At 60.8% G+C, this 20,062-nt stretch carries 18 protein-coding genes, 2 tRNA genes and 1 pseudogene; 2 read left to right on the top strand and 19 right to left on the bottom strand.

Going from position 1 to position 20,062, the window contains the following annotated elements:
- Position 1 precedes the first annotated feature (1 nt).
- From hyfE to LCQ44_RS07230, 8 genes and pseudogenes are all read right to left on the bottom strand, one after another.
- A complete protein-coding gene (hyfE, locus tag LCQ44_RS07265) occupies positions 2–655 on the bottom strand; it encodes a hydrogenase 4 membrane subunit (protein WP_022095199.1) in 654 nt (217 codons plus the stop codon).
- Positions 656–668: 13 nt separating this feature from the next.
- Positions 669–2,126, bottom strand: coding sequence for a hydrogenase 4 subunit D (locus LCQ44_RS07260; protein ID WP_055286165.1), 1,458 nt, complete (start codon positions 2,124–2,126; stop codon positions 669–671).
- A gap of 15 nt (positions 2,127–2,141) precedes the next feature.
- On the bottom strand, positions 2,142–3,068 hold the full coding sequence (locus LCQ44_RS07255; RefSeq protein WP_022095201.1) for a respiratory chain complex I subunit 1 family protein: 927 nt from the start codon (positions 3,066–3,068) through the stop codon (positions 2,142–2,144).
- A 12-nt stretch (positions 3,069–3,080) separates the two neighbouring features.
- Positions 3,081–5,099, bottom strand: a complete 2,019-nt coding sequence (gene hyfB, locus LCQ44_RS07250; RefSeq protein ID WP_195919484.1) for a hydrogenase 4 subunit B — start codon at positions 5,097–5,099, stop codon at positions 3,081–3,083.
- Entirely contained in the window at positions 5,092–5,709 is a 618-nt protein-coding gene (locus tag LCQ44_RS07245; RefSeq protein WP_022095203.1) for a 4Fe-4S dicluster domain-containing protein, read from the bottom strand. The genes hyfB and LCQ44_RS07245 overlap by 8 nt, the downstream gene beginning before the upstream one ends.
- Before the next feature lie 78 nt (positions 5,710–5,787).
- Positions 5,788–7,875, bottom strand: coding sequence for a formate dehydrogenase subunit alpha (gene fdhF, locus LCQ44_RS07235; RefSeq protein ID WP_465038248.1), 2,088 nt, complete (start codon positions 7,873–7,875; stop codon positions 5,788–5,790).
- Positions 7,861–8,010, bottom strand: a pseudogene (locus tag LCQ44_RS10125) (hypothetical protein); the annotation flags it as partial. The pseudogene LCQ44_RS10125 and the gene fdhF, both read right to left, overlap by 15 nt.
- A gap of 74 nt (positions 8,011–8,084) precedes the next feature.
- Entirely contained in the window at positions 8,085–8,603 is a 519-nt protein-coding gene (locus LCQ44_RS07230; protein WP_022095206.1) for a 4Fe-4S dicluster domain-containing protein, read from the bottom strand.
- Positions 8,604–9,031: 428 nt separating this feature from the next.
- On the opposite strand from LCQ44_RS07230, the gene LCQ44_RS07225 reads away from it, so the two are divergent.
- Both LCQ44_RS07225 and LCQ44_RS07220 read left to right on the top strand, forming a co-directional pair.
- Positions 9,032–9,355, top strand: coding sequence for a type II toxin-antitoxin system RelB/DinJ family antitoxin (locus LCQ44_RS07225; protein WP_225093465.1), 324 nt, complete (start codon positions 9,032–9,034; stop codon positions 9,353–9,355).
- Positions 9,348–9,824, top strand: coding sequence for a PIN domain-containing protein (locus LCQ44_RS07220; RefSeq protein WP_225093464.1), 477 nt, complete (start codon positions 9,348–9,350; stop codon positions 9,822–9,824). The genes LCQ44_RS07225 and LCQ44_RS07220 overlap by 8 nt, the downstream gene beginning before the upstream one ends.
- 141 nt (positions 9,825–9,965) lie before the next feature.
- Here LCQ44_RS07220 and LCQ44_RS07215 read toward each other — a convergent pair whose 3' ends face one another.
- The 11 genes from LCQ44_RS07215 to LCQ44_RS07165 form a co-directional block, all read right to left on the bottom strand.
- On the bottom strand, positions 9,966–10,967 hold the full coding sequence (locus LCQ44_RS07215; protein WP_225093463.1) for a hypothetical protein: 1,002 nt from the start codon (positions 10,965–10,967) through the stop codon (positions 9,966–9,968).
- A 333-nt stretch (positions 10,968–11,300) separates the two neighbouring features.
- Positions 11,301–11,374: transfer RNA gene (locus tag LCQ44_RS07210), tRNA-Gly, on the bottom strand.
- 6 nt (positions 11,375–11,380) lie between these two features.
- A tRNA-Pro gene (locus LCQ44_RS07205) sits at positions 11,381–11,457 on the bottom strand.
- Between the two features lie 91 nt (positions 11,458–11,548).
- The gene (brnQ, locus tag LCQ44_RS07200; protein ID WP_225093462.1) at positions 11,549–12,907 is read right to left on the bottom strand and encodes a branched-chain amino acid transport system II carrier protein; all 1,359 of its coding nucleotides are present in this window, start codon (positions 12,905–12,907) and stop codon (positions 11,549–11,551) included.
- A 77-nt stretch (positions 12,908–12,984) separates the two neighbouring features.
- A complete protein-coding gene (locus tag LCQ44_RS07195; RefSeq protein WP_225093461.1) occupies positions 12,985–14,124 on the bottom strand; it encodes an aminotransferase class V-fold PLP-dependent enzyme in 1,140 nt (379 codons plus the stop codon).
- Positions 14,121–14,372: a putative Se/S carrier protein gene (locus LCQ44_RS07190; protein WP_117765837.1), complete on the bottom strand. Its 252-nt coding sequence runs from the start codon at positions 14,370–14,372 to the stop codon at positions 14,121–14,123. Before LCQ44_RS07190 ends, LCQ44_RS07195 begins: the two co-directional genes overlap by 4 nt.
- A gap of 19 nt (positions 14,373–14,391) precedes the next feature.
- Entirely contained in the window at positions 14,392–15,018 is a 627-nt protein-coding gene (yedF, locus tag LCQ44_RS07185) for a sulfurtransferase-like selenium metabolism protein YedF (protein ID WP_225093460.1), read from the bottom strand.
- 60 nt (positions 15,019–15,078) lie between these two features.
- Complete coding sequence (gene selD / locus LCQ44_RS07180) at positions 15,079–16,128, bottom strand: selenide, water dikinase SelD (RefSeq protein WP_263633817.1); 1,050 nt, start codon at positions 16,126–16,128, stop codon at positions 15,079–15,081.
- Between the two features lie 70 nt (positions 16,129–16,198).
- A complete protein-coding gene (locus tag LCQ44_RS07175; RefSeq protein WP_055286143.1) occupies positions 16,199–16,963 on the bottom strand; it encodes an acyl-CoA dehydratase activase in 765 nt (254 codons plus the stop codon).
- A 155-nt stretch (positions 16,964–17,118) separates the two neighbouring features.
- Complete coding sequence (locus tag LCQ44_RS07170; RefSeq protein WP_225093458.1) at positions 17,119–18,282, bottom strand: double-cubane-cluster-containing anaerobic reductase; 1,164 nt, start codon at positions 18,280–18,282, stop codon at positions 17,119–17,121.
- A 154-nt stretch (positions 18,283–18,436) separates the two neighbouring features.
- A complete protein-coding gene (locus LCQ44_RS07165; RefSeq protein ID WP_225093457.1) occupies positions 18,437–19,720 on the bottom strand; it encodes a double-cubane-cluster-containing anaerobic reductase in 1,284 nt (427 codons plus the stop codon).
- Positions 19,721–20,062 lie beyond the last annotated feature (342 nt).

The following is a 20,062-nucleotide window of genomic DNA, read 5'->3' as shown; positions in this document are numbered from 1 at the left end:
ACTACCCCCTCAGCTCGGACAGGTCGCGCGCATCGAGCGAGTGGGAGTCGTCCCAAATGCGACGCACGACGATGGACATGATGATGACGGCAAAGATGGCGTCGGTGGCGATACCGATCTCGATGATCTCGGGAGCGGTGGGAGCCAAAAGCGCGAGCGTCACGTGGCTGCCGTTTTCCATAAGGCAGTATCCGAAGATCTGCTTCATGATGTTGCGCTGCGAGATGATGCAGGTGAGGCCCACAAAGAAGTGAGCGAAGCTAATAGCGAGCGCAGGCGTTGCGACCTCGGCCGTGGGCAGGCTGATCTGCGTCACAACGGCAAAGCAGATCGCGACCTCGACGGCGATGATGCAGATGGCCCACGCGGGCTTAAGGCCGGCCTTGAGCGATGCGTCGCTCGGCTCGCCCATCTTCTTGTATGCGCGGTTGAGGATGTAAGGGACCAGGACGACCTTAGTGATAAAGGCAGATCCGGCCCACATAAGCAGCTCCTGCGCACCGGTGGTGGCACCGAGCGTAGCGAGCAGCCCCACGAGCACCAGCGACTGCACCGCATACCAGTTGATGGCATGTTTGATGTTCTTGGAGACGACCACCATGGTGGACGTGACGATCAGAAGGCCGCCAAGGATGTTGACGATCGAATAACCCATGTCGTTCTACCTCCTAACCGATCCAGCTGGCCGAAAGCGGGCCGCTGACGATAACCATGATGATGAGCACGATGAACACGAACGCCATCGCGCGGGGAAGCGGGGCTCCCGCAGCGACCTCGTCGCTCGGCTCGCCGGGCAGGCAATAGCCCATCCACTTGAGGAACCAGGCAAAGGTGGCGACGGTCTCGGCGACCATGATGCACACGAGCACCAGGATCGCGACGTTGCCGGCACCCACAGAAAAGCCGCCGGCGATGATCTGGAACTTCGAGAAGAACGTGTTCATGGGCGGCACGCCGGCAATGGCAAGAGCCGCGACACCAAAGCCCACGCCCGAGATCGGGTACTTCTTTACGATGCCGCGAAGCTTGGGCAGCATACGCGTGCCGAGCGTAAAGGAGAACGAACCGGCGATCAGGAAGAACAGGGTCTTGGCAAAAGCGTGGTTAAAGATGTGGCACACGGCGCCATCGAAGGCGAGCTGGCTGCCAAAGACCGAAAGGCCCAGACCAAAGAACACGTAGGAGAGCTGGGCGATCGTGGAAAAGGCCAGCAGGCGCTTCATGTCCTTTTGCGGCAGGTACATAAGGAAACCAAAGAGCATGGTGACCATGGCGTCGATAATGGCGACCCAGCCCACGATCTCGGGGATCTCGCCGGCAGAGACGAGTGCACGCGCGAACACGCACACGCCGACCTTAACCATCGAGGCGCCATGCAGGTAGGCCGAAACAGGCGTCGGCGCCTCCATGGCCGAAGGCAGCCACATGTACATGGGAACCTGTGCGGATTTGGCCCAGGCCGCAAACAGCACGAGCAAAAGGACGATAGCCTTGAGCTTGGCGTCGAGGCCGGCAATCGCGGTAATGGCGAAGGTGCCGGTATGGGCAAACACGATGGCGGCGCCCAGATACAGGCCAAGTGCGCCAATGTGCGTGATGATGAGGGCCTTCATGCCGGCCTTCTTGGCCGTAGGCGACATGTAGTAGCTAATGAGGCCCCAAGAGCACGCACCCGTGATCTCAAAGAACACGAGCTGGCCCAGGAGGGTCGAGCTGTACACAAGGCCGGCCATGGCGCCGATGAAGGTCGCGAGGTACGCGTAGAAGCGACGACGCGGCGCGTCGGGATGCTCACGGTTATTCTCGCTCATATAGGGGATCGAATAGATCACGACAAGCAGGCCGATACCCACAAAGGCGGGCGCGAGCAGCGTGCTCATGCGATCGAAGGTGAATCCCATGACGAGGGTCTGCCCAAACGAGATCAGGGGGACCTGCGTGTCGGGCATGCCGGCGCCAGCGAAATTCGCGGCGAGGGCGATGGTGCAGACCGTCGAGACGGCGGCACCCAAAACGCTGAACCACTTGGCGTACGGACGGGGGAACAGGGCGACAAGCACCGAGGCCACCATCGGGGCCGCGATAGCGACCAAGCCGAGAAGGGACAGACTGACTGCAAATGACATTGTTTCTCCCTTCTCCTACACGCCGACGACCACGAAGACAAACGCCAGAACGGCGATGCCCACGACGGCCCAGGTCTGATTGCCAAGAACCTTAAAACGCGAGCGCGAGCAGGAGTTCTCGATCACGCCGCATACGACAAAGTCGATAAGGCACTTCACCAGGAAGATGACTGCGCCCAGAACGGCGGCTGCGCCTACGGTTGCGGGCTCGCCCCAGGGGACGAAGATCGCGCAGAACCAGGCGACGACCAGGACCTGCTTCATGGACATGGCGAGCTTGGCCATCGCAAGCGACGGGCCGGAAAGCTCGGCGAGCGGACCCTCCTGAAGCTCCTGCTCGGCCTCGGCCTGATCAAACGGCAGCTTGCCGAGTTCCATGTAGCAGGCGATCGCAAAGGCGATGCCGGCGAGGATCACGGCGACCGGCGCATCGATGGCGCCCGTCATGATGTGCTGACCCATGGTAGCGATGTCGGTGGAGCCGCACACCAGGGCGGCGGCAAACAGCGCCAGCAGCATGGACGGCTCGATGAGCACGCTCATGAGCAGCTCGCGAACGCCGCCGATGCCGGCGTAGGCGTTGGACGAATCCACGCCGCAGAGGGCGAAGAAGAAGCGGGCGAGCGCCAAGCTGTACATGATGGTGATGGCGTCACCAAAGACCGGGATGGGGCTTTGTGCCGTAAAGAGCGGCAGGCCCATCGCGAGCATAAAGGCGACGGCGAAGAACAGCGGCGGCATAATGCGCAGCGCAAAGCTCGCGTCCTCGCTCTGGGACTCGGGGCGCGCAAAGAGCTTGGCCAGGTCGCGATAGTCCTGCATGATGCTGGGTCCGCGACGGTTGTGCATCTTGGCGCGGATCACGCGGCCGAGACCGGAGAAGAAAGGCGCGACGGCCATGACGACCACGCCCTGCAGAACGGCAAGTACGATGTTGTTCATGCTCTCCCCTCCTTAACCCATTTGCACGGCGAGCACGAGGAACACCACGAGTGCCGCGACGATGTAGCAGATATAGATGCTGTAGTTGCCGCCCTCGAGCTTAGTCGCGAGGTCGGCGAGCTTCTCGACACCCTTATGCGGGGCATCGACGAGAACCTTGTCGGGTACGGGCTCCACAGCCTCGGCCACACCGGTGAGCTTCTGGAAGAAGTGCGCGATGGACCAACAGACGGCCGTGCAGCGGTCACGCAACGTGTAGAGCGGCTGCATAAACCAGGACACCTCGGAGGCAAAGGTCGTGGCCACGACGGGCATATGCTCGTTGGGAGCATAGCCGCATGCCCACGGCTGGGACTTCTGCACCTTGCCGACGGTCTTGAGCTTGCGATAACCGCAGGCAAGGCCGACGAGCACCACGAGCGCAATAGCGATCGCGGGCGTGGAGGTGGCAGCGCCGGAGTACTGGTTCATGAGCTGCATGCCCTCGGTAGCAAACACGCCACCGTACGGATGCAGCACGGACGCGGCGACATCGACCAGCACGGGCGCGATCACGGGAGCGCCAATGCCCAGCACGACGCAGATGGCCGCGAGCAGGCCCTGCGCAAACACCATGGGGGCGGGAACCTCCTTGGCATTGGCCGCGGCCTCGGAGCGGGGCGCGGAGGCAAAGGAGACGCCATAGGCCTTGACGAAGCACGTGACGGCCAGCGCGCCGGTAATGGCAAGCGCGACGGCAGCGAACACGGCCACGATCATGACGGCCTTGTCGCCCTGCATGGCGGCGTTAAACAGCGACTGATAGGTAAACCACTCGGACACAAAGCCGTTGAAGGGCGGGATGGCCGAGATGGCAAGCGCGCCGACGAGGAAGCAGATGGCCGTTGCCGGCATACGACGGAACAGACCGCCCATCTTCTCCATATTGCGCGTACCCGTGGAGTACAGCAGCGCACCGGCGCCCAAGAACAGCTCGCCCTTAAACATCGCGTGGTTAAACGTGTGGTAGAGGGCGGCCATCAGAGCCAGGACGGCGATGCCGACCGAGTTGAGCGCCATGGCGGCCATGGAGGCGCCGACGCCGAGCAGAATGATGCCGATGTTCTCGACGGAGTGATAGGCCAGCAGGCGCTTGATGTCATGCTCCTGCAGGGCGAAGGCCACGCCGAGGACCGACGAGATCGCACCGAAGACCATGACCATAAGGCCCCACCAGACCTGAACGCCCGAGGCGGAGAGCAGGTCGAGACCAACCTTGAGGATGCCGAAGATACCGATCTTGATCATGCCGCCGGACATGAGGGCCGACACGTTGGACGGCGCCTCGGGATGTGCCTTGGGCAGCCAGCCGTGCAGCGGGATGATACCGGCCTTGGCGCCAAAGCCAAAGAAGGCGAGCACGAAGCACACGGATGCGACCGCGGGGCTAAACTGCGTAGCGCGGAAATCCGCAAAGGCAAACGAGCCACCGGCGAAGTTGGTCATGGTGAGGAAGCTCGCCATGATGAGCACAAAGCCCACGTGCGCGATCACAAAGTAGAGCCAACCGCCATGGATGGAGTTCTCGTTCTCCTCGATCACGACCAGGAAGTACGAGGTCAGCGACATGAGCTCAAAGGCGACCAGGAACCAAAACACGTTGTCGGCGGTGATGACGAGCATCATGGACGCCACGAAGGTGTTAAAGAAGAAGCCGGCGCGGCCCTTTTTGCCCGGGTACTCATCAAAGTAGTTGAGACCGTAGATCGAACCGGCAAACGCGAGCACCGAGATGAGCGCCACGAACAGGCCGGACAGCTGATTGAGCAGCAGCTGGAAATGAGCAAACGGGAAGAACACGATGGTGTCGACCGACGTGACATCGCCCAGCACGGCCTGGATACCGGCCACAAACGAAAGCACCGCGGCGACGGCGCCGATAAGGCAGCCGGCGGTCTTGGCGGCGTTATCGGCCTTGATCAGCAGAACCGAGGCGAGCGCACCGATGCACGAGACGGCAAGCGATGCGATAAACAGCGTCATGCTATCCATTGTTTACGCTCCCTTCTGCTTTCTCGGACAGGCCCTGGGCCACAGCGGTAACGTCGACGACCGGACCGTTTTCGATCGAGCGCAAGCGCTTGGCCTCGTCGAGCTCGCGATCGGCCGCGCCGCCCATGACGGTCAGCGCCTTGGTGGGGCACGCCGCCACACAATGCGGGCCGTCCGGATCGAAGGCGCACAGGTCGCACTTGACAGCGCAGGTGTACTGGCCGGGAGCCCACGTAAGCAGGCTGCTCAGGGACTTAGGATACGAAGGCGTCGGGTCGCACATGCCTGCGACACCGGCGATAGACGTGCCATCGGGATGGATGGCTCCGAAGGGGCACGCGATGGCACACAGCCTGCACCCGATGCACTCCTGCTCCTTGACGTGGATGCGGTCGCCATCGTGCTCGATGGCATTCACCGGGCAGACCTCGGCGCAGGGGGCACCCTCGCAATGGTGGCAGGCAAGGGCGGCCGAAATACCGCCGGTCTTCACGAGCGCCAGGCGCGGCGTATCCTGAAGACCCTGCATCCGGTGGGCGTCGGCACAGGCGGACTGGCATGTTCCGCAACCGATGCACCTCTCCGGGTTGATGTCGATGAAGCGGTTCATCCCCACTTCCTTTCAAAATAACGGGCCGGGCTCCCGAACGTACGGGACGCCCGGCCCAAAAAGCCAACGAGAACGGGACTACACGATTTGGTTCACGTGCGTCTCGTCGTCGAACTTGGCGGCGCCGGGCTCAACGTCCTGGGGAGCGGCGGCGTCCACCAGAGCCTGCTTGAGCTCGGTGTACTGACGCTCGACCTCGCCCTCGGCCCAGACCTGGTCGGCAATGGCGTCGACCTGGCAGGCGGAGAACTTGTCCTCGGGCGTGTGCGAGACCGGATCGACCTTGTGAATGGTCAGCTCGTTGCACTTGCCGATCCACCACTGGTAGGTCATGTAGACCGTGCCCTTGTTGATGCGATCGCTCACGTCGGCACGGCTGTATACCTGGCCGCGGCGGCTGTGAATCGAGACGATGTCGCCATTCTTGATGCCGCGCGCCTGGGCGTCCGCGGGATTCATGCGGACAAAACCGGGCTCGTCGGCAAGCAGCGCCAGCGTCTTGCAGTTGCCGGTCATCGAGCGGCAGCTGTAGTGGCCGACCTCGCGGACGGTGCACAGGATGAGCGGGTACTCATCGTCGGGAAGCTCGGAGGGCGCCTCCCAGTCGTGCGCCATCAGGTTGGCACGGCCATCCTTGGTGGTGAACTTGCCACCAGCGAACATGTCAGGCGTACCGTGGTCGTTCACATCGGTGCTCTTGACGGGCCACTGGGCGTAACCGCCCTCGGGAGCCATCTTCTCGTAGGTCGCGCCCACAAAGTTGGGGCACAGGCTAATGCACTCGTTCCAGATCTGCTCGGTGTTGTCGTAGTGCATGGGATAGCCCATGCGCGTAGACAGGTCCGCGAAGATCTCCCAGTCGTGACGGCACTCGCCCTTGGGCGGAACAGCCGCGTCAAAGTGCTGGAAGCTACGGTCGGATGCGGTAAAGACACCCTCGTGCTCGCCCCAAGAGGTAGCGGGCAGGATGACGTCGGCGAGCATGGTCGTCTGCGTCATAAAGATGTCCTGGCAAATGAACAGATCCAGCTCGGAGAGCGTCTTGCGCATGCCGGCCGAATCGGGCTCGGTCTGCACCGGGTCCTCGCCGTAGTTGTAGAAGCAGTGCACCTTGCCCTCGTCGACCAGGTGGCCCAGGTCGGTGAGCTTGTAGCCCTCCTCGAGCGGGAGCTTTTCCTCGGGCACGCCCCAAGCCTTGGCAAACTTGGCACGCACAGCCGGGTCGGTGACTTTCTGGTAGCCAGGATACAGGTTGGGCAGCATGCCCATATCGCAGGAGCCCTGGACGTTGTTCTGGCCACGCACGGGCGCGAGGCCGGAGTTGGGTTTGCCGATCTGGCCGGCAACGCAGGCGATGGAGGCGATGGTGTGCACCGTCTTCAGGTTCTGCTTCTGCTGGCATACGCCCATGCCCCAGCCAATGATGGCAGAGGGCTTCGCCGTGGCGTACATCTCGGCAGCTTGGTGGATCAACGCAGGCTCGACGCCCGTGATGTCCTGTACGGATTCGGGAGTGTAGTTCTTGATGGTCTCCCACCACTCGTCAAAGCCGTTCGTGTGCTCGGCGACGAATTCCTTGTCGTAGAGGCCATCGTTGACCAAGCAGTTGGCAAAGGCGTTGAGGAACGCAACGTTGCAACCGTTCTTGATCGGAAGGTAGAGATCGGCGATACGCGCGGTTTCGATATGGCGCGGGTCGGCGACGATGATCTTGCAACCCTTTTCTTTGGCTCGCACGATACGCCTTGCGACGATGGGGTGCGAATCGGCAGGGTTATAGCCGAAGAGGAAAATGCAGCCCGCATCCTCCATACCGGGGATGGAGCATGACATGCAACCTGAACCAACCGTGTCCATCAGACCGAGGACAGTAGGGCCGTGTCAAGTACGGGCGCAGTTGTCCACGCTGTGGGTGCCGATGCACGCACGCGTAAACTTCTGCATGACGTAGTTCGCCTCATTGCCGCCGCCTCGCGAAGAGCCGGTGGTCATGACAGCGTTAGGACCATATTCGTCAATTATGGCCTGCATCTTAGATGCGGTGAAATCCAGTGCCTCGTCCCAGCTTACGCGCTCAAGATCCGCGCCCTTGGTGCGGCGGATCATCGGGTGCAGTACGCGAGGAGTCAAGATCTTGGTGTCGTTGATGAAGTCGTAGCCGCTCATGCCCTTAAGGCACAGCTCGCTCTGGTTGGTGATGCCGTTGAGCGGTTCGGTACCCACGACCTGGCCGTTTTGGACCAAGAGGTTAAACTGGCAACCGGCGCCGCAGTACGGGCAAATCACTTTATGCTTCTCCATGACACCCTCCTTCCTTTCTCTGCTACCGAATACTCGGTACTTATTTGACAATCATTGGGCCTGTCGCCCGACGCTTACGCCTCGTTTTCGATGGTGGCGCGGGCACGCTCGGCAGTCAGTTCTGCCAGACGCTCCTCGTCTACCAGGGTGAGGCCCTTGGTCGGACACGCCTCGGCACATGCCGGACCGCCGGGACGGTCCACGCACAGGTCGCACTTGAGCACGAAGCTCTTAGTCTGCGAACCCACTCGCACGTCACCCATCAAGACGGGGACCTGCGTGGTCGCCACGCTCACGGCGCCAAAAGGGCATGCCATGACGCAGCTCTTGCAGCCGATGCAGTTGTCCTCGTTGACGCCGATGCGATGGTTCTTTGGATCAAAGAACAAGGCGCCCGTAGGACAGGCCTTCGCGCACGGGGCATCCTCGCAATGATGGCAAGCCACCGGTGCGGAGATCTCGTACGTACGCGTCACGCGCAGGCGCGGCGCGGCGATGTTGCCGGGAATATCGTGTGCCTCGATGCACGCCGCCATACAGGTTTGACACCCAATGCAGCGTGAAGAATCAGCCACGACTCGTTTATTGCCCATGTTGTTCACTCCCTCCTGAATCCCATGCCGGAGAGACCCTGTCGACGTTGCCCCAAGCCGCCCGTGGCCTGGCATCGGCGTATCGAGCGCATGCGGCGAAACAGGCACTCGGTAGAGTTTCTCCAACGATATACAGGTTAAATATACGCAGTTGCAGGGGGCAAACTTGAGCATAGGCCCTGCAATACGGGTGTATTGCAGGGGTTTTGCCAGGTTGGAATTATTCTCTAGAAGCTATAAAGGTGAGTGTATTACATGCGTACATCCAAGGGAGATTTCACGCTCGTTTCTGAAAGATGTAGTACGTTTGTAATATCGTTTACACTCAATTACTCTAGTGCAATAAAGTAGTGGTTGTAAGATTGGCTATTATTAGCCGATGTTGTATTTGACTATTCAAATTGCACGCTCATTAAGGGAGGCCAGTGATGTCATCGACTCAAAAACGAGCCATCCTGCAGGTGCGCATTCGCGAGGAAGACAAGCAGCATGCCGAGCGTCTCTACGACGCCATGGGCACATCGCTCGCCGAGGCTGTCCGTCTATTTGTCGCGCAGAGTATTTTGATGCGCAAGCTCCCCTTTCACCCGGTCGCCGTGCGCTCCAAGGACGGCACGTCCGCCTATGGACTGCTCAAAGCATATGGGGACCCCAATCGCCGCTCCGAGGAGCGCAATGCCTGGATTGAATACCTAGCCACAGAAAGCGACGATTCGGTTTTGGGTCCCGAGGAAGTAGATATCCATGAGTAGCACCATCATCGACGAGACCGTCATCCTTCGCTACCTGCTTGACGACGACGAGGTCCTGTCACCGCGCGCTGCCAAGGTCATCGCCACGCGCACCGCACGTGTCTACCCCGAAATCATCACGCGCGTCGTGGTCACGCTGCGCGACGTCTATAAGGTTCCCCGCGTTGAAATTGCTGCGGCCATGAAAAGGCTGCTCGATGACGTCATGGTCGACGAGCCCACCGTTGTCGCCCTTGCCGTCAAACTCTTCGGCAAGACCCATATGGACTTTACCGACTGCCTCCTCGCAGCCCGAACCGCCATCTACAACGATGATGTCGCGAGCTTTGGCAAGCCCATCATCCAAGGCATGATCGACTACCGCCGCCAGCGCCAAACCGCCGCCGACGCCCGCAGCCGAAGCACCGACGCCCGCGGACACGGCACCGACTCCACCATCGACAAGCTCCGCCACCACGGTCGCCACTAACCGGCAGGCAACGGCATCGCCCGCCCCTCAGCCCCATCCCCTCCTAAGTTGCGGTGAAATACGGACTGTTTCATGCCTTTAAAGGCCTCGATAGTCCGTATTTCACCGCAACTTATTGAAGGTTGGCTGCGAACGATTTCTCTATCGGGAGTCGGCGTAGGGTTTTGTTGTCGGAATACCGTAACCGCGCATCATGGCACCGAACGATTCTACTTCGTAGGTGTCCGAGAGTTTGAAATGAATGACGTTGTGGCCCATGGCGCGAAGGTTCGCATCGCGCATGAGGGCCGCTCGATAGGTTTTTGCCGCCGCTTGCTCCGGATCATTTTGAGCTTCGTCTTCAAACTTACCCAGCCCATGCAGCTCTGCCAGCGCCCATGAGCCGTCTGGCATCTGCCAGCCATAATCTGCTAGATAATAGCCAGCGTTTCCTGGTCGCGGTATCTCAACTTGAAGCTCAGGCGCGGCAACCCCAGCGAGAATCATCGCTGCTCTCGCCTCGGACTCGCCGCCATTGTCTGACCTGCCATCCATATGCTCAAAAACGTCAAAAGCACGCGCGATGCCATGCAACCCTCGGCAATTTGCCTGCGCATATGCCCGCAGCTCTTCGCGTTCGACATCGTACTCACGGGCCAAGCCATCGACATAGCCCAGCGCATAACGAAAGGCGCTCGTTCGAGCGATATCAACAACCGTTCGATACGGATCCGTCAGCGTAAACAGACCGAGACGCCACACTTCGCCCACCCGCCAGCGCTTGTATTCAACGAACTCATACGTATCACGCCTTGTAGACCGTGGCAGCAGTACTTGCACTTTATCCAGAAGCGTATACGCCGAGCCGATGCCGTAGAGCAGCGCTGCTGTCGATCCGCAAAACACAGCATCCGGTTCAACGACCGCAATAGCGGATGCCAGCTGAAAGATGCGATCTTCAACCCCAAGATTATTCCAATAGACCGGATCCGCATACACGTGGTTGTAAAGACGAAGCATGAGCTCTTCCTGCATATGCTCACGCGCACGGCGTTCATCCCAAGGATCAATTGTTATAAGCAGCTGTCCATCTTGATGAATTCCAACGGCCGAGAATAGCATTCTTGCATATGACTGCGGAAAATGTTTGCCTTTATCGAGCATGGCCAACCCCATAACCATCACGGCGGAGAGAATACCATTACGCTATCGCATGCTTCCGTCCGCAGGCCTTGCCAAAAGCTGACCAAAAGCTTGACGTCGCAGGTCAGAGCTTCAAAAAATATTTCCACTCTCGGTAGACGGTCGCTACGACCCTCCCAACGGCATCAAAATCCAACCTTACAAATAGTTGCGGTGAAATACGGACTACATGGGCCATAAAAGCCGGAAAACAGTCCGTATTTCACCGCAACTTAGGAGGGGATGTGGGGTCCCCGGCATGTATATGAAAACAGCTCTGGTCCCAAAAGGAGCCAGAGCCGTTCGTCTATCTTATGGAGCGGGCGACGGGAATCGAACCCGCGTCATCAGCTTGGAAGGCTGGGGTTCTACCATTGAACTACGCCCGCAAGATATGGTCGGGACGACAGGATTTGAACCTGCGACATCCTGCTCCCAAAGCAGGCGCGCTACCAAACTGCGCCACGTCCCGAAGGTGTTGAGCAGCTAAGGTCTAAACCTTGCGTGTCCCAAAGCGAAGGAAATTATAGGGGAGACTCCCCGCCTGTGCAAGCGCAGAAACCCTAGCTCCTCGAATGTGCGACAAAACGACTATGGAGCAGACCGATCACAAAGGCAACCACGGCAACCGGCGCCCACGCGGCACCGATATCTGCCAGTGGCAGCGCATCAAACGGTAGCCACGCGCCCGCAAAGAACGCGTCGCGAACCGAGGTGATCACGCTCTGCACCGCGACAACGCCGCCGACCCAGACCCATACCTGCGAATGCGCGTCGCAAAAGCCGTGCACCAGGCCCATAAGTACCAGCACGATGGCAACGGGATACAGGGCATTGAGCATAGGCACCGAGAACATGAGGATCACGTCGAGACCCACGTTGGAGAGCACGCACGAAAACGCTGCGAACACAAAGGCGAGAATCGCGAAGGGTCGGCGCATGGCCTCCTCGGAAGCCTCCGCTCCCCCTTCGACCACATACGTCTCGCAGAAGTAGCGTGAGCAGCAGCTGATAAGGCCGATGCACACGTTCATGCAAGCGAGGAAGAAAATCGCAAAGACGACAACCGTGCCAGCAAGACCAAAGTGCATAGAGGCAGAACGCGCAAGAATCGCGGCGCCGTTGGTGGCATCGGGCATAACCGTGCCGAGTTGCATTCCGGCAAGCGCCAGGCCGCAGTAGATGATGGCCATGAGCACGCCGGCGATCACACCGGAACGCGAAATCTCGAAGGTCACGCGCTTGTCGTCGGTAACGCCCAGCTCGTGAATGGTCTCGGCGATGATAATGCCAAAGGCGAGCGACGCAAGCAGATCCATGGTCTGATAACCGGTCAAAAAGCCCTGCACGGTAGCACCGGCATTGTAGGGAGTCTGCGGCGCGGCAGCCGGTCCCAGCGGCGAGATCACGGCAGCACCCACGACCAGCACGATGAGCGCAATGAGCGCGGAGCCCGTAATGCGCCCGAGCACGCGCGTGATAACGCCCGGACGCAGCGTGAGCGCAAACGCGACGACAAAGAAGCCAACGGCAAACACCAGGCGAGCCGTGCCGAGCGAAACGCCCTCGGGCAGTAGCGGCACCAGCATCTCGAAGGCCGTAGAGCTTGTGCGCGGAATGGCCAGGCACGGGCCGATGGCCAAATACACCGCCGCAACGAAGAATTCGCCAAACTTAGGATGCACGCGCCCAGCCAGCTCGCGGGCCGTGCCGGCGAGCGCGACGGCGATAAATCCCATAACAGGCAGACCGATAGCGGCAATCAAAAAGCCGATCATGGCAAGCGGCGTGGCCGTGCCGGCCTGAAGTGCCAGCAATGGCGGAATGATGAGGTTACCGGCGCCAAAGAGCATCGAGAACAGCGCAATGCCGACGGTAACGACATGGTCGGAGCGCAGACCGCGCGGTGCGGATGAGGCCATAGGCACACCTTTCGGGTCGAAACAAAAACGGGACGGGCAAAAACACCCATCCCGCAAGTATAAACGGTCTAGCAGCTTTAGCAGGCTAAATCGCGCAAAGCGTCAATCGCGGTATCGACTTCCTCGTCCGTGTTGAAATACCCAAACGAGAAGCGAACGACACCCTGGCGCTCGGTCCCGAGCGCGCGGTGCATGAGCGGAGCGCAATGGGCGCCGGGGCGCGTCGCAATCCCCCACCCTTGCATGAGCGCGTCCGAGATCTCGGCAGAGTCGATATCACCCACGTTGAGTGAGACGATCGCCGAGCGCACGGGCTGGTCAAACGCACCGTAGAGCTTAATCCCCGGAATCTCGCGCACGCCAGCGAGAAAGCGATCAGCCAGCGCTCGCTCATGCGCCGCGATCGCCTCGACCCCGCCTTGCGCCTCGATAAAGTCGAGGCCGGCAGAAAGGCCCGCGATGCCGTGGCCGTTGAGCGTGCCCGCCTCAAGACGCGTGGGCCACTCAAGCGGCTGCAGCGCATCGAAGCTGTGCACGCCCGTGCCGCCCATGGCCCACGGCCACACGTCAATGCCCTCCGCCACGGCCAGCCCGCCGGTCCCCTGCGGACCCATGAGTCCCTTGTGGCCAGTAAAGCACACCACGTCGAGCCCCATGGCCTGCATATCGATATGCGCCGTGCCGGCAGACTGCGAGGCATCGACGATCACCAGCGCGCCGGCCGCATGGGCCATGGCGGCCACGCGCGCAATGTCGACCTCATTGCCGGTCACATTGGAGGCGTGCGTCACCACTACGGCACGCGTGTCAGGCGTCACCAGCCGCTCGAGCTCGTCGTAGTTGAGCGCGCCGCTCGCATCGCAGCCCGCATGCTCAACGGTCACGCCCCGCTCTACCGCCAGGCGGTTAAGCGGACGTAGCACGGAGTTGTGCTCGAGCACCGTCGTGACCACACGGTCGCCGGGGCACACCACCCCGTTGATGGCGGTGTTGAGCGCCGCGGTTGAGTTGGGCGTAAAGCACACATGGTCCGCCCTCGGACAACCTAAAAGGCGCGCGAGCTTGGCACGGCAACCGTGAATCGTACGAGCGGCATCGAGGGCGCCCGACGTGGCGCCGCGCCCGGCATTGCCGAGCGAGTACATCGCCTGCGTCACGGCATCGATGACCGTCTGCGGCTTGTGCATGGTCGTCGCCGCGTTATCCAGGTAGATCATCGCACGACCTCCCACATATCAATCACGGTATAGCCCTCGGTGGGAACGCCCGCCGCGGCAAGCTCGCTGCGCAGCAGCTCCTCATCGGCAGGCAACGCCTTCCACGCCAGACCGCAGCCGGCAGCGACCTCCCCGGGCACGGGAATCGTTCGCCCGGGAAGGCCGCGCTCGATGCACAGGGACTCGCAGCCCATGGCGGCCGCCGTGGTGGGAAACGTGATGACAAGCGCCGGGCGCTTCTCCCTCATGGCAACTCCAACCAATACGCTACGGGCGCACGACACGCACGGCCTGCTCCATCTTCTCCACGATCACGTACATGTTGGTGACCTCGCCCACCGCAAGCTGGTCCTTAATGCCAAAGTGGTCCAGGCAGGTACCGCAGGTGAGAATCTCGACACCCTGCTCCGCCAGCCCCTTCAGGTCATCGAGCACCGGCGAACCCTCGACGGTGAGCTTGGCGCCGCCGTTGTAGAACAGCATGGTCGCAGGCAGCTCCTCCTGCTGCGTCACGGCAAAGATAAACGCCTTCATGAGCTTGTGGCCCAACTCGTCGTCGCCACGGCCCATGCAATCGGTGTAGACGGAAATGACGAGCTTGCCCTTGCCGGCGTTGGCGTCGCAGAAGGCAGCGCCATCCTGCTCGGGATCGGCCACGGCAACGGCACCAGAGGTCGCCACGGTCACGTGCCACTCGGCGTCAGAAACCTTCTCGACCGAGGCCGTGCAGCCTTTCTCCTGCGCCATCTTGGAAATGTTCTTGACGGCGGTCTCATTATCGACCGAGGTCACGACGGCGCCCTCGCCATCGAGCTGCTTCAGGGCTTTGAGCGTCTTGACGACGGGTAGCGGGCAGGCATCGCCCATGGCATTGACTTCAATTTTGGTAGACATAGCTTTTCCTTTCGAAAGAACCGTTCTAGAGAACGGTAAACAGTTACATAAACGTGCGGGCTAGCGAACAACGTGGACGGCAGGACCGCCTGGCACCGACTCGCACACGCGACCGACGACGGCGGCAATACGTCCTTCGGCATGCAGACGGCGCGCAAGCTCATCCACATCGGCAGCAGGTGCCGCGATAAGCAGGCCACCAGACGTCTGCGGGTCGTACAGCGCGTCGAGCATGCCCGGCTCAAGGTCCTCGTCGGCCGTCACGCGCGGGCCAAAGAAGTCCTGGTTGCGGTAGGAGCCCGCGGGGATAATGCCCAAACGCGCCATGTCGAGCACCTGGTCAAAGAGCGGCACCGCCCCCGACGCAAGCTCAATCTGCACGCCCGAGCCCTCGGCCATCTCGCACGCATGCCCGATCAGGCCAAAGCCCGTGATGTCGGTGCAGCCGTGAAGCTCAAGTCCCTCGGCCAGACGAATCGGAGCCTCGTTGAGGGTGCGCATCGAGTCAAACATGGCTGCGGCCTCGTCCTGCTCGATGAGCTCGCCCTTAATGGCCGTGGTGATGATGCCCGAGCCAACCGCCTTGGTCAGCAGTAACGCATCGCCCACGCGCGCGCCGCTGTTGGCGAGCATGCGGTCGAGCGCGACAAACCCGCTCACGGACAGGCCGTACTTGGGCTCGTCGTCGTTGATGGTGTGACCGCCCGCGATGGAGCAACCCGCCTCGACGCACTTGTCGGCGCCGCCCGCCAGAATCTGACCGGCAACCTCAACGCCCAGACAGCTCGGGATGCACAGCAAGTTCATGGCATGGCTCGGCCGCCCGCCCATGGCGTAGATGTCCGACAGCGAGTTTGACGCGGCGATCTGGCCAAACAAAAACGGGTCGTCGACCATCGGTGGGAAGAAGTCGATGGACTGCACGAGACCCAAGTTATCGCCAACGCGAAAGACGCTCGCATCGTCGGAGGTATCGAACCCCACGAGCAAGTTGTCGTTATGCACATTGGGTAAATCGCCCAGGACCTGGGCGAGGGCTCCAGGAGCCAACTTAGCGGCTCAACCGCTCGCGGCAGTCATAGACGTGAGCTTAATCTGATCGTCAGCCATCGATACCTCCTCTCATCGGTCAATCATTTTCTCCCAGTATACGCATGAATGCGAGCCTGCGGCGGATGCATTAATTGAGCGCCTGTGCGCGAATCGCCGCGCCGATGGCACCGGCAAAGCGAGCCTGGGGCGAGGTGGTCACCGGCGACCCCAGCAGCTCGCCCAACCGCTCCACCACGAAGGCGTTCTCGCACAGGCCACCGGTCAGGTAGTACGGGGCGCCCGCGGCCTGCCCGGCCATGGTCGCCACGCGCGAGACCACGCTGTCGATCACGCCACGCGCAATGTTCTCGCGCGGCTCACCGCGACCGATCAGGCTGATAACCTCGCTTTCGGCAAACACCGTGCACATGCTGCTGATCTTGGTGGGCTCGCCGGAACGCGCCAGGTCAGCCATCTGCTGCTGGGAAATGCCTAGGCGATCGGCCATGATCTCCAAAAAGCGCCCCGTGCCGGCGGCGCACTTGTCGTTCATGGCAAACTTGGCCACGCGGCCACTTTTAAGCTGAATGACCTTGGTGTCCTGGCCGCCTACGTCAATCACCGTGCCGTGATCGCCAAACAGGCGCACGGCACCGGTACCGTGGCAGGTGATCTCGGTCACGACCTTGTGCGCATAGGGCACGGCGACACGACCGTAGCCGGTCGCGACCACACGCACATCGTCGGCTGCCACGTCATAGCCGGCCGCTGCCAGCGCCTCGCGCAGCCGCTCGGAAGCATCGACCGAGGAGAACCCGGTTGGCTGCACGCACGTCCACGCCACCGAACCCTCCCCGTCGACCACAGCAGCCTTAGCCGCCGTAGACCCGATATCGATCCCGATCCCTATCATGGCTCTCTCCCAATCTAAACATCAAAGACAGCTGCGCGTTCAGGCGCCTTAGCTCTAGGTTTCTCAGGTGCCGGAGATTGCCCCGAAAGAGGAGCGCAGCGTACTTTGGGTACGCAAGCGACGGTTTGAGGAGCAAGATCCGGTGCCTGAGGAAGCTAGAGGGTTTCGATGAAGGCGGCGATGCGAGTCTCGATCTGGCCCATGTCACCGTTGCTGTAGTCGGTCTCGATCTTCATATACGGAATACCCACACCCTCGACAGCCCCCTGCATGCGCGCGCTCTCAACGTTGAAGGTGTGGCAGGCCTGTAGCACGCTCTCTACCACGCCATCGACATGGTACTTCTCGCACATGGCCAGCGTATTTTCCATACGGCCGTCGTTGGGCGTCATGACCGAGCAGTTGATGTCCAGGTAACGGTCGGCGATGGCGCGCAGGATATCGGGAGCCTCCGGGTCGATCATCATGGCCGCCGTGCGCTCACCCGAGCAGTCGTCCATGCACACGACCACACCGCCGTTGGACTCGATGGTGCGACCGATCTTGTTGATTACGCCACCCACTGGGCAGCCGGTGATCAGAATGCGCTTGGCATCCGCCGCGACCGGGCGCTCGCCCGCGTCGTAGGCCTCGCGCAGCTTGACAATCTTTTGCTCCAGCTGCTGCGCATAGGCCTCGATATCAAAGCTGAACGTGCCGGCAAACATGGTGCTCATCAGGTCGACGCCGCTCATGGCCGCCGGCTGGTTGGCCTGCAGCGCAAACATCTCGAGCTGGGCCGCACGCAAGCGGTTGCGACGACGGACGGCAGCGCGCAGGTCATCGTCGGTAATCGTGATGCCGTAGAAGTTCTCGAGCTCCTCCTTGAGCAGGCAGCACTCCTCGTACCAGCCTTCACGCTCGTAGGCGCGATCGCGACCCTGCGGAAGATGCAGAATGTGCGTGCGCTTGAGCTCGTTGAGTAGCTCGTACATCTTCTTCTTGCCGTCGCAGGTGGTCTCACCGAAGATCATGTCGCTAAAGTACGTAAACGGGCACTTTTGCGAATAGGCAAAACCATACGTCGACTTGATGAGCGGACACAGATTTGCCGGCAGCACCTTCTCGGCCTCGGGAATCACCTCATCGGACGTACCGCAAAGGGCCACGCTCGAGGCGCCCGCGGCATCGATAATCTCGAGCGGCGTATAGCTGCACAAAAAGCCGACCAGACGATTGCCCGCCTGCTTGTAATCCTTGACACGAATAAACGCCGCCTTGCGCTGCTCGTTGAACTCCTCAAACGTGGATGGCAACGGCTGCTCCATATTTTCCGACATATAACTCCTTAACAAACCTTTTGACCAACCAAGGAAACGGCTTTCCCAGGTGCCCGAGGTTGCCGTGAAAGAGAAGCGCCGCGTACTTTGGTACGCAAACGATGGTTTGAACGGCAAGATCGGGTGCCTGGGGAAGCCGCCGGGACGGATACCCCTAAATGGTTTCCAAGAAAGCCTCAATCCTGGTTTGCAGTTGGCCTGCATCCTCGCCGGCGTAGTCGGTCGTGATGTGCATAAACGGAATGCCGGCCTCCTCGGCAGCCTTCTCCACGGCAAACGACTCCATCTCGTAGAGCGTGCAGAACTGCAGGGCCACGTCGACGATGCCGTCGGCATGCAAGTCCTTGGCCATCTGGACAATGTCCTTCATACGCTGATCGTTGGGCGTAAAGACGGCGCAGTTAATCTTAAAGTAGCGCTCGGCGATGGCGTCGAGCATCTCGTCGACCGTCTCACCGGACTCGTCGACCAGGTCCTTGTAGTAGCGCGAGCCCGTGCAGGACTCCTCGCCTACCACAACGCCGCCGGCCTTCTCGATGAGGTTGAACAGCCTCCAGTTGGGCACGGCCATGGGCGTGCCGGTGTACAGGATGCGCTTGGTCCCCTTGGGCGCCACGCCCTCGCCGGCCTCAACGCGCTGCTCGCACTCGGCGGCCATCTCGTTGATGGCTCCGGTCAGACGCGGCGTGTCGTCCATAAAGGCGGCCTGAACGGTCAGCAGGCTGTCGAGACCGCTGATGGGCGCCGGATCGGCAGCGCGCGTGGCAGCCAGACGCTGCAGGGCGCGACGCTTCTCGTTGACGGCGTGGATGGCAGCCTTCAGGCGCTCGGGCGTAATCTTGACGCCGCACTCTTCCTCGATCTTGGCGGCAAGCTTTTTAACCTCGGCCTTCCAGGTCACGAGCGTCGACTCGTCGTGCACGTTGGGGATATCCATGACGTACATGTTCTTTTGCGTGGCAAAGAACTCGTAGGCCTTCTTCTTGCCATCGCAGGTGTTCTCGCCCACCACCAGATCACTCGACTCAATGTAGGGGCAGACCTCGCCCAGCTTAAAGCCGGCAAAGCTCTTGATGAGCGGGCAGGTGTTGCGCGGCAGATGCTCCTCGACCTTGTCGGTCGCCCAGTCGGCACCCGAGCACAGGCCAACGGGGATGCCATCGCAGGCAAGCACGATCTCCTCGGGCACGTACACACAGAACGAACCGACGATCTTGGTGGCCTCGCCGGCCTCCTTCTTGTCGAGCATCTCCTTAATACGGCCGCTGTGGATGTTGGTGGCGACAAAATCCAGGTAGGACGTGGACTTGGGGCGATTGTTCTGCGTCAGGAACATATCGCCGTACATCTGGCCCACAGCGCCCAGCAGCATGTCGTGATCGGCAAGATTCATGCCGAGGCTCTCCCACATCGGATGGAAATCGAATTCTTCAGCCATAACGGTTCCCCTCTCGAACCAAAAACGGATAACGGCGGTATCGATGCACGACGGACGGCGATTGCCCGGCCGTGCTCAAACCCGGAATTTTGGGGAACCCGCTTTGCAGTCGATTATTTAGTTGTGCGTCGTCTCTCCCGGAGCCGTGAACATACCTGCTCATATGCGGCTCCGAGCCATATATAGGGCACGCGCGGCAACGCGGCGAATGTATGTCGTCTGCGGCATATGCGTACCCTCCTTTACAAGTTGAGGTCAACTATATCAACGGTCGTCGACCATGCGAACACCGTTGACATTCGTACGACAGCGCCGTGTATCGTCGTTTAATAAATAATTATC

The sequence above is a fragment of the Collinsella aerofaciens genome (genome assembly GCF_020181355.1).
Classification (GTDB): domain Bacteria; phylum Actinomycetota; class Coriobacteriia; order Coriobacteriales; family Coriobacteriaceae; genus Collinsella.
Note: the sequence above shows the minus strand (reverse complement) of the source record. Positions and strands in the feature narration are given on the sequence as shown.

What these genes read in the sequence shown, in the direction of transcription:
- hyfE (WP_022095199.1), bottom strand. Translation starts at nt 655, where the DNA reads ATGGGTTATTCGATCGTCAACATCCTTGGCGGCCTTCTGATCGTCACG.
- LCQ44_RS07190 (WP_117765837.1), bottom strand. Translation starts at nt 14,372, where the DNA reads ATGAGGGAGAAGCGCCCGGCGCTTGTCATCACGTTTCCCACCACGGCG.
- hyfB (WP_195919484.1), bottom strand. Translation starts at nt 5,099, where the DNA reads ATGGATAGCATGACGCTGTTTATCGCATCGCTTGCCGTCTCGTGCATC.
- LCQ44_RS07170 (WP_225093458.1), bottom strand. Translation starts at nt 18,282, where the DNA reads ATGTCGGAAAATATGGAGCAGCCGTTGCCATCCACGTTTGAGGAGTTC.
- LCQ44_RS07245 (WP_022095203.1), bottom strand. Translation starts at nt 5,709, where the DNA reads ATGAACCGCTTCATCGACATCAACCCGGAGAGGTGCATCGGTTGCGGA.
- LCQ44_RS07220 (WP_225093464.1), top strand. Translation starts at nt 9,348, where the DNA reads ATGAGTAGCACCATCATCGACGAGACCGTCATCCTTCGCTACCTGCTT.
- yedF (WP_225093460.1), bottom strand. Translation starts at nt 15,018, where the DNA reads ATGTCTACCAAAATTGAAGTCAATGCCATGGGCGATGCCTGCCCGCTA.
- LCQ44_RS07255 (WP_022095201.1), bottom strand. Translation starts at nt 3,068, where the DNA reads ATGAACAACATCGTACTTGCCGTTCTGCAGGGCGTGGTCGTCATGGCC.
- LCQ44_RS07260 (WP_055286165.1), bottom strand. Translation starts at nt 2,126, where the DNA reads ATGTCATTTGCAGTCAGTCTGTCCCTTCTCGGCTTGGTCGCTATCGCG.
- LCQ44_RS07195 (WP_225093461.1), bottom strand. Translation starts at nt 14,124, where the DNA reads ATGATCTACCTGGATAACGCGGCGACGACCATGCACAAGCCGCAGACG.
- LCQ44_RS07230 (WP_022095206.1), bottom strand. Translation starts at nt 8,603, where the DNA reads ATGGGCAATAAACGAGTCGTGGCTGATTCTTCACGCTGCATTGGGTGT.
- brnQ (WP_225093462.1), bottom strand. Translation starts at nt 12,907, where the DNA reads ATGGCCTCATCCGCACCGCGCGGTCTGCGCTCCGACCATGTCGTTACC.
- LCQ44_RS07175 (WP_055286143.1), bottom strand. Translation starts at nt 16,963, where the DNA reads ATGATAGGGATCGGGATCGATATCGGGTCTACGGCGGCTAAGGCTGCT.
- LCQ44_RS07225 (WP_225093465.1), top strand. Translation starts at nt 9,032, where the DNA reads ATGTCATCGACTCAAAAACGAGCCATCCTGCAGGTGCGCATTCGCGAG.
- LCQ44_RS07165 (WP_225093457.1), bottom strand. Translation starts at nt 19,720, where the DNA reads ATGGCTGAAGAATTCGATTTCCATCCGATGTGGGAGAGCCTCGGCATG.
- LCQ44_RS07215 (WP_225093463.1), bottom strand. Translation starts at nt 10,967, where the DNA reads ATGCTCGATAAAGGCAAACATTTTCCGCAGTCATATGCAAGAATGCTA.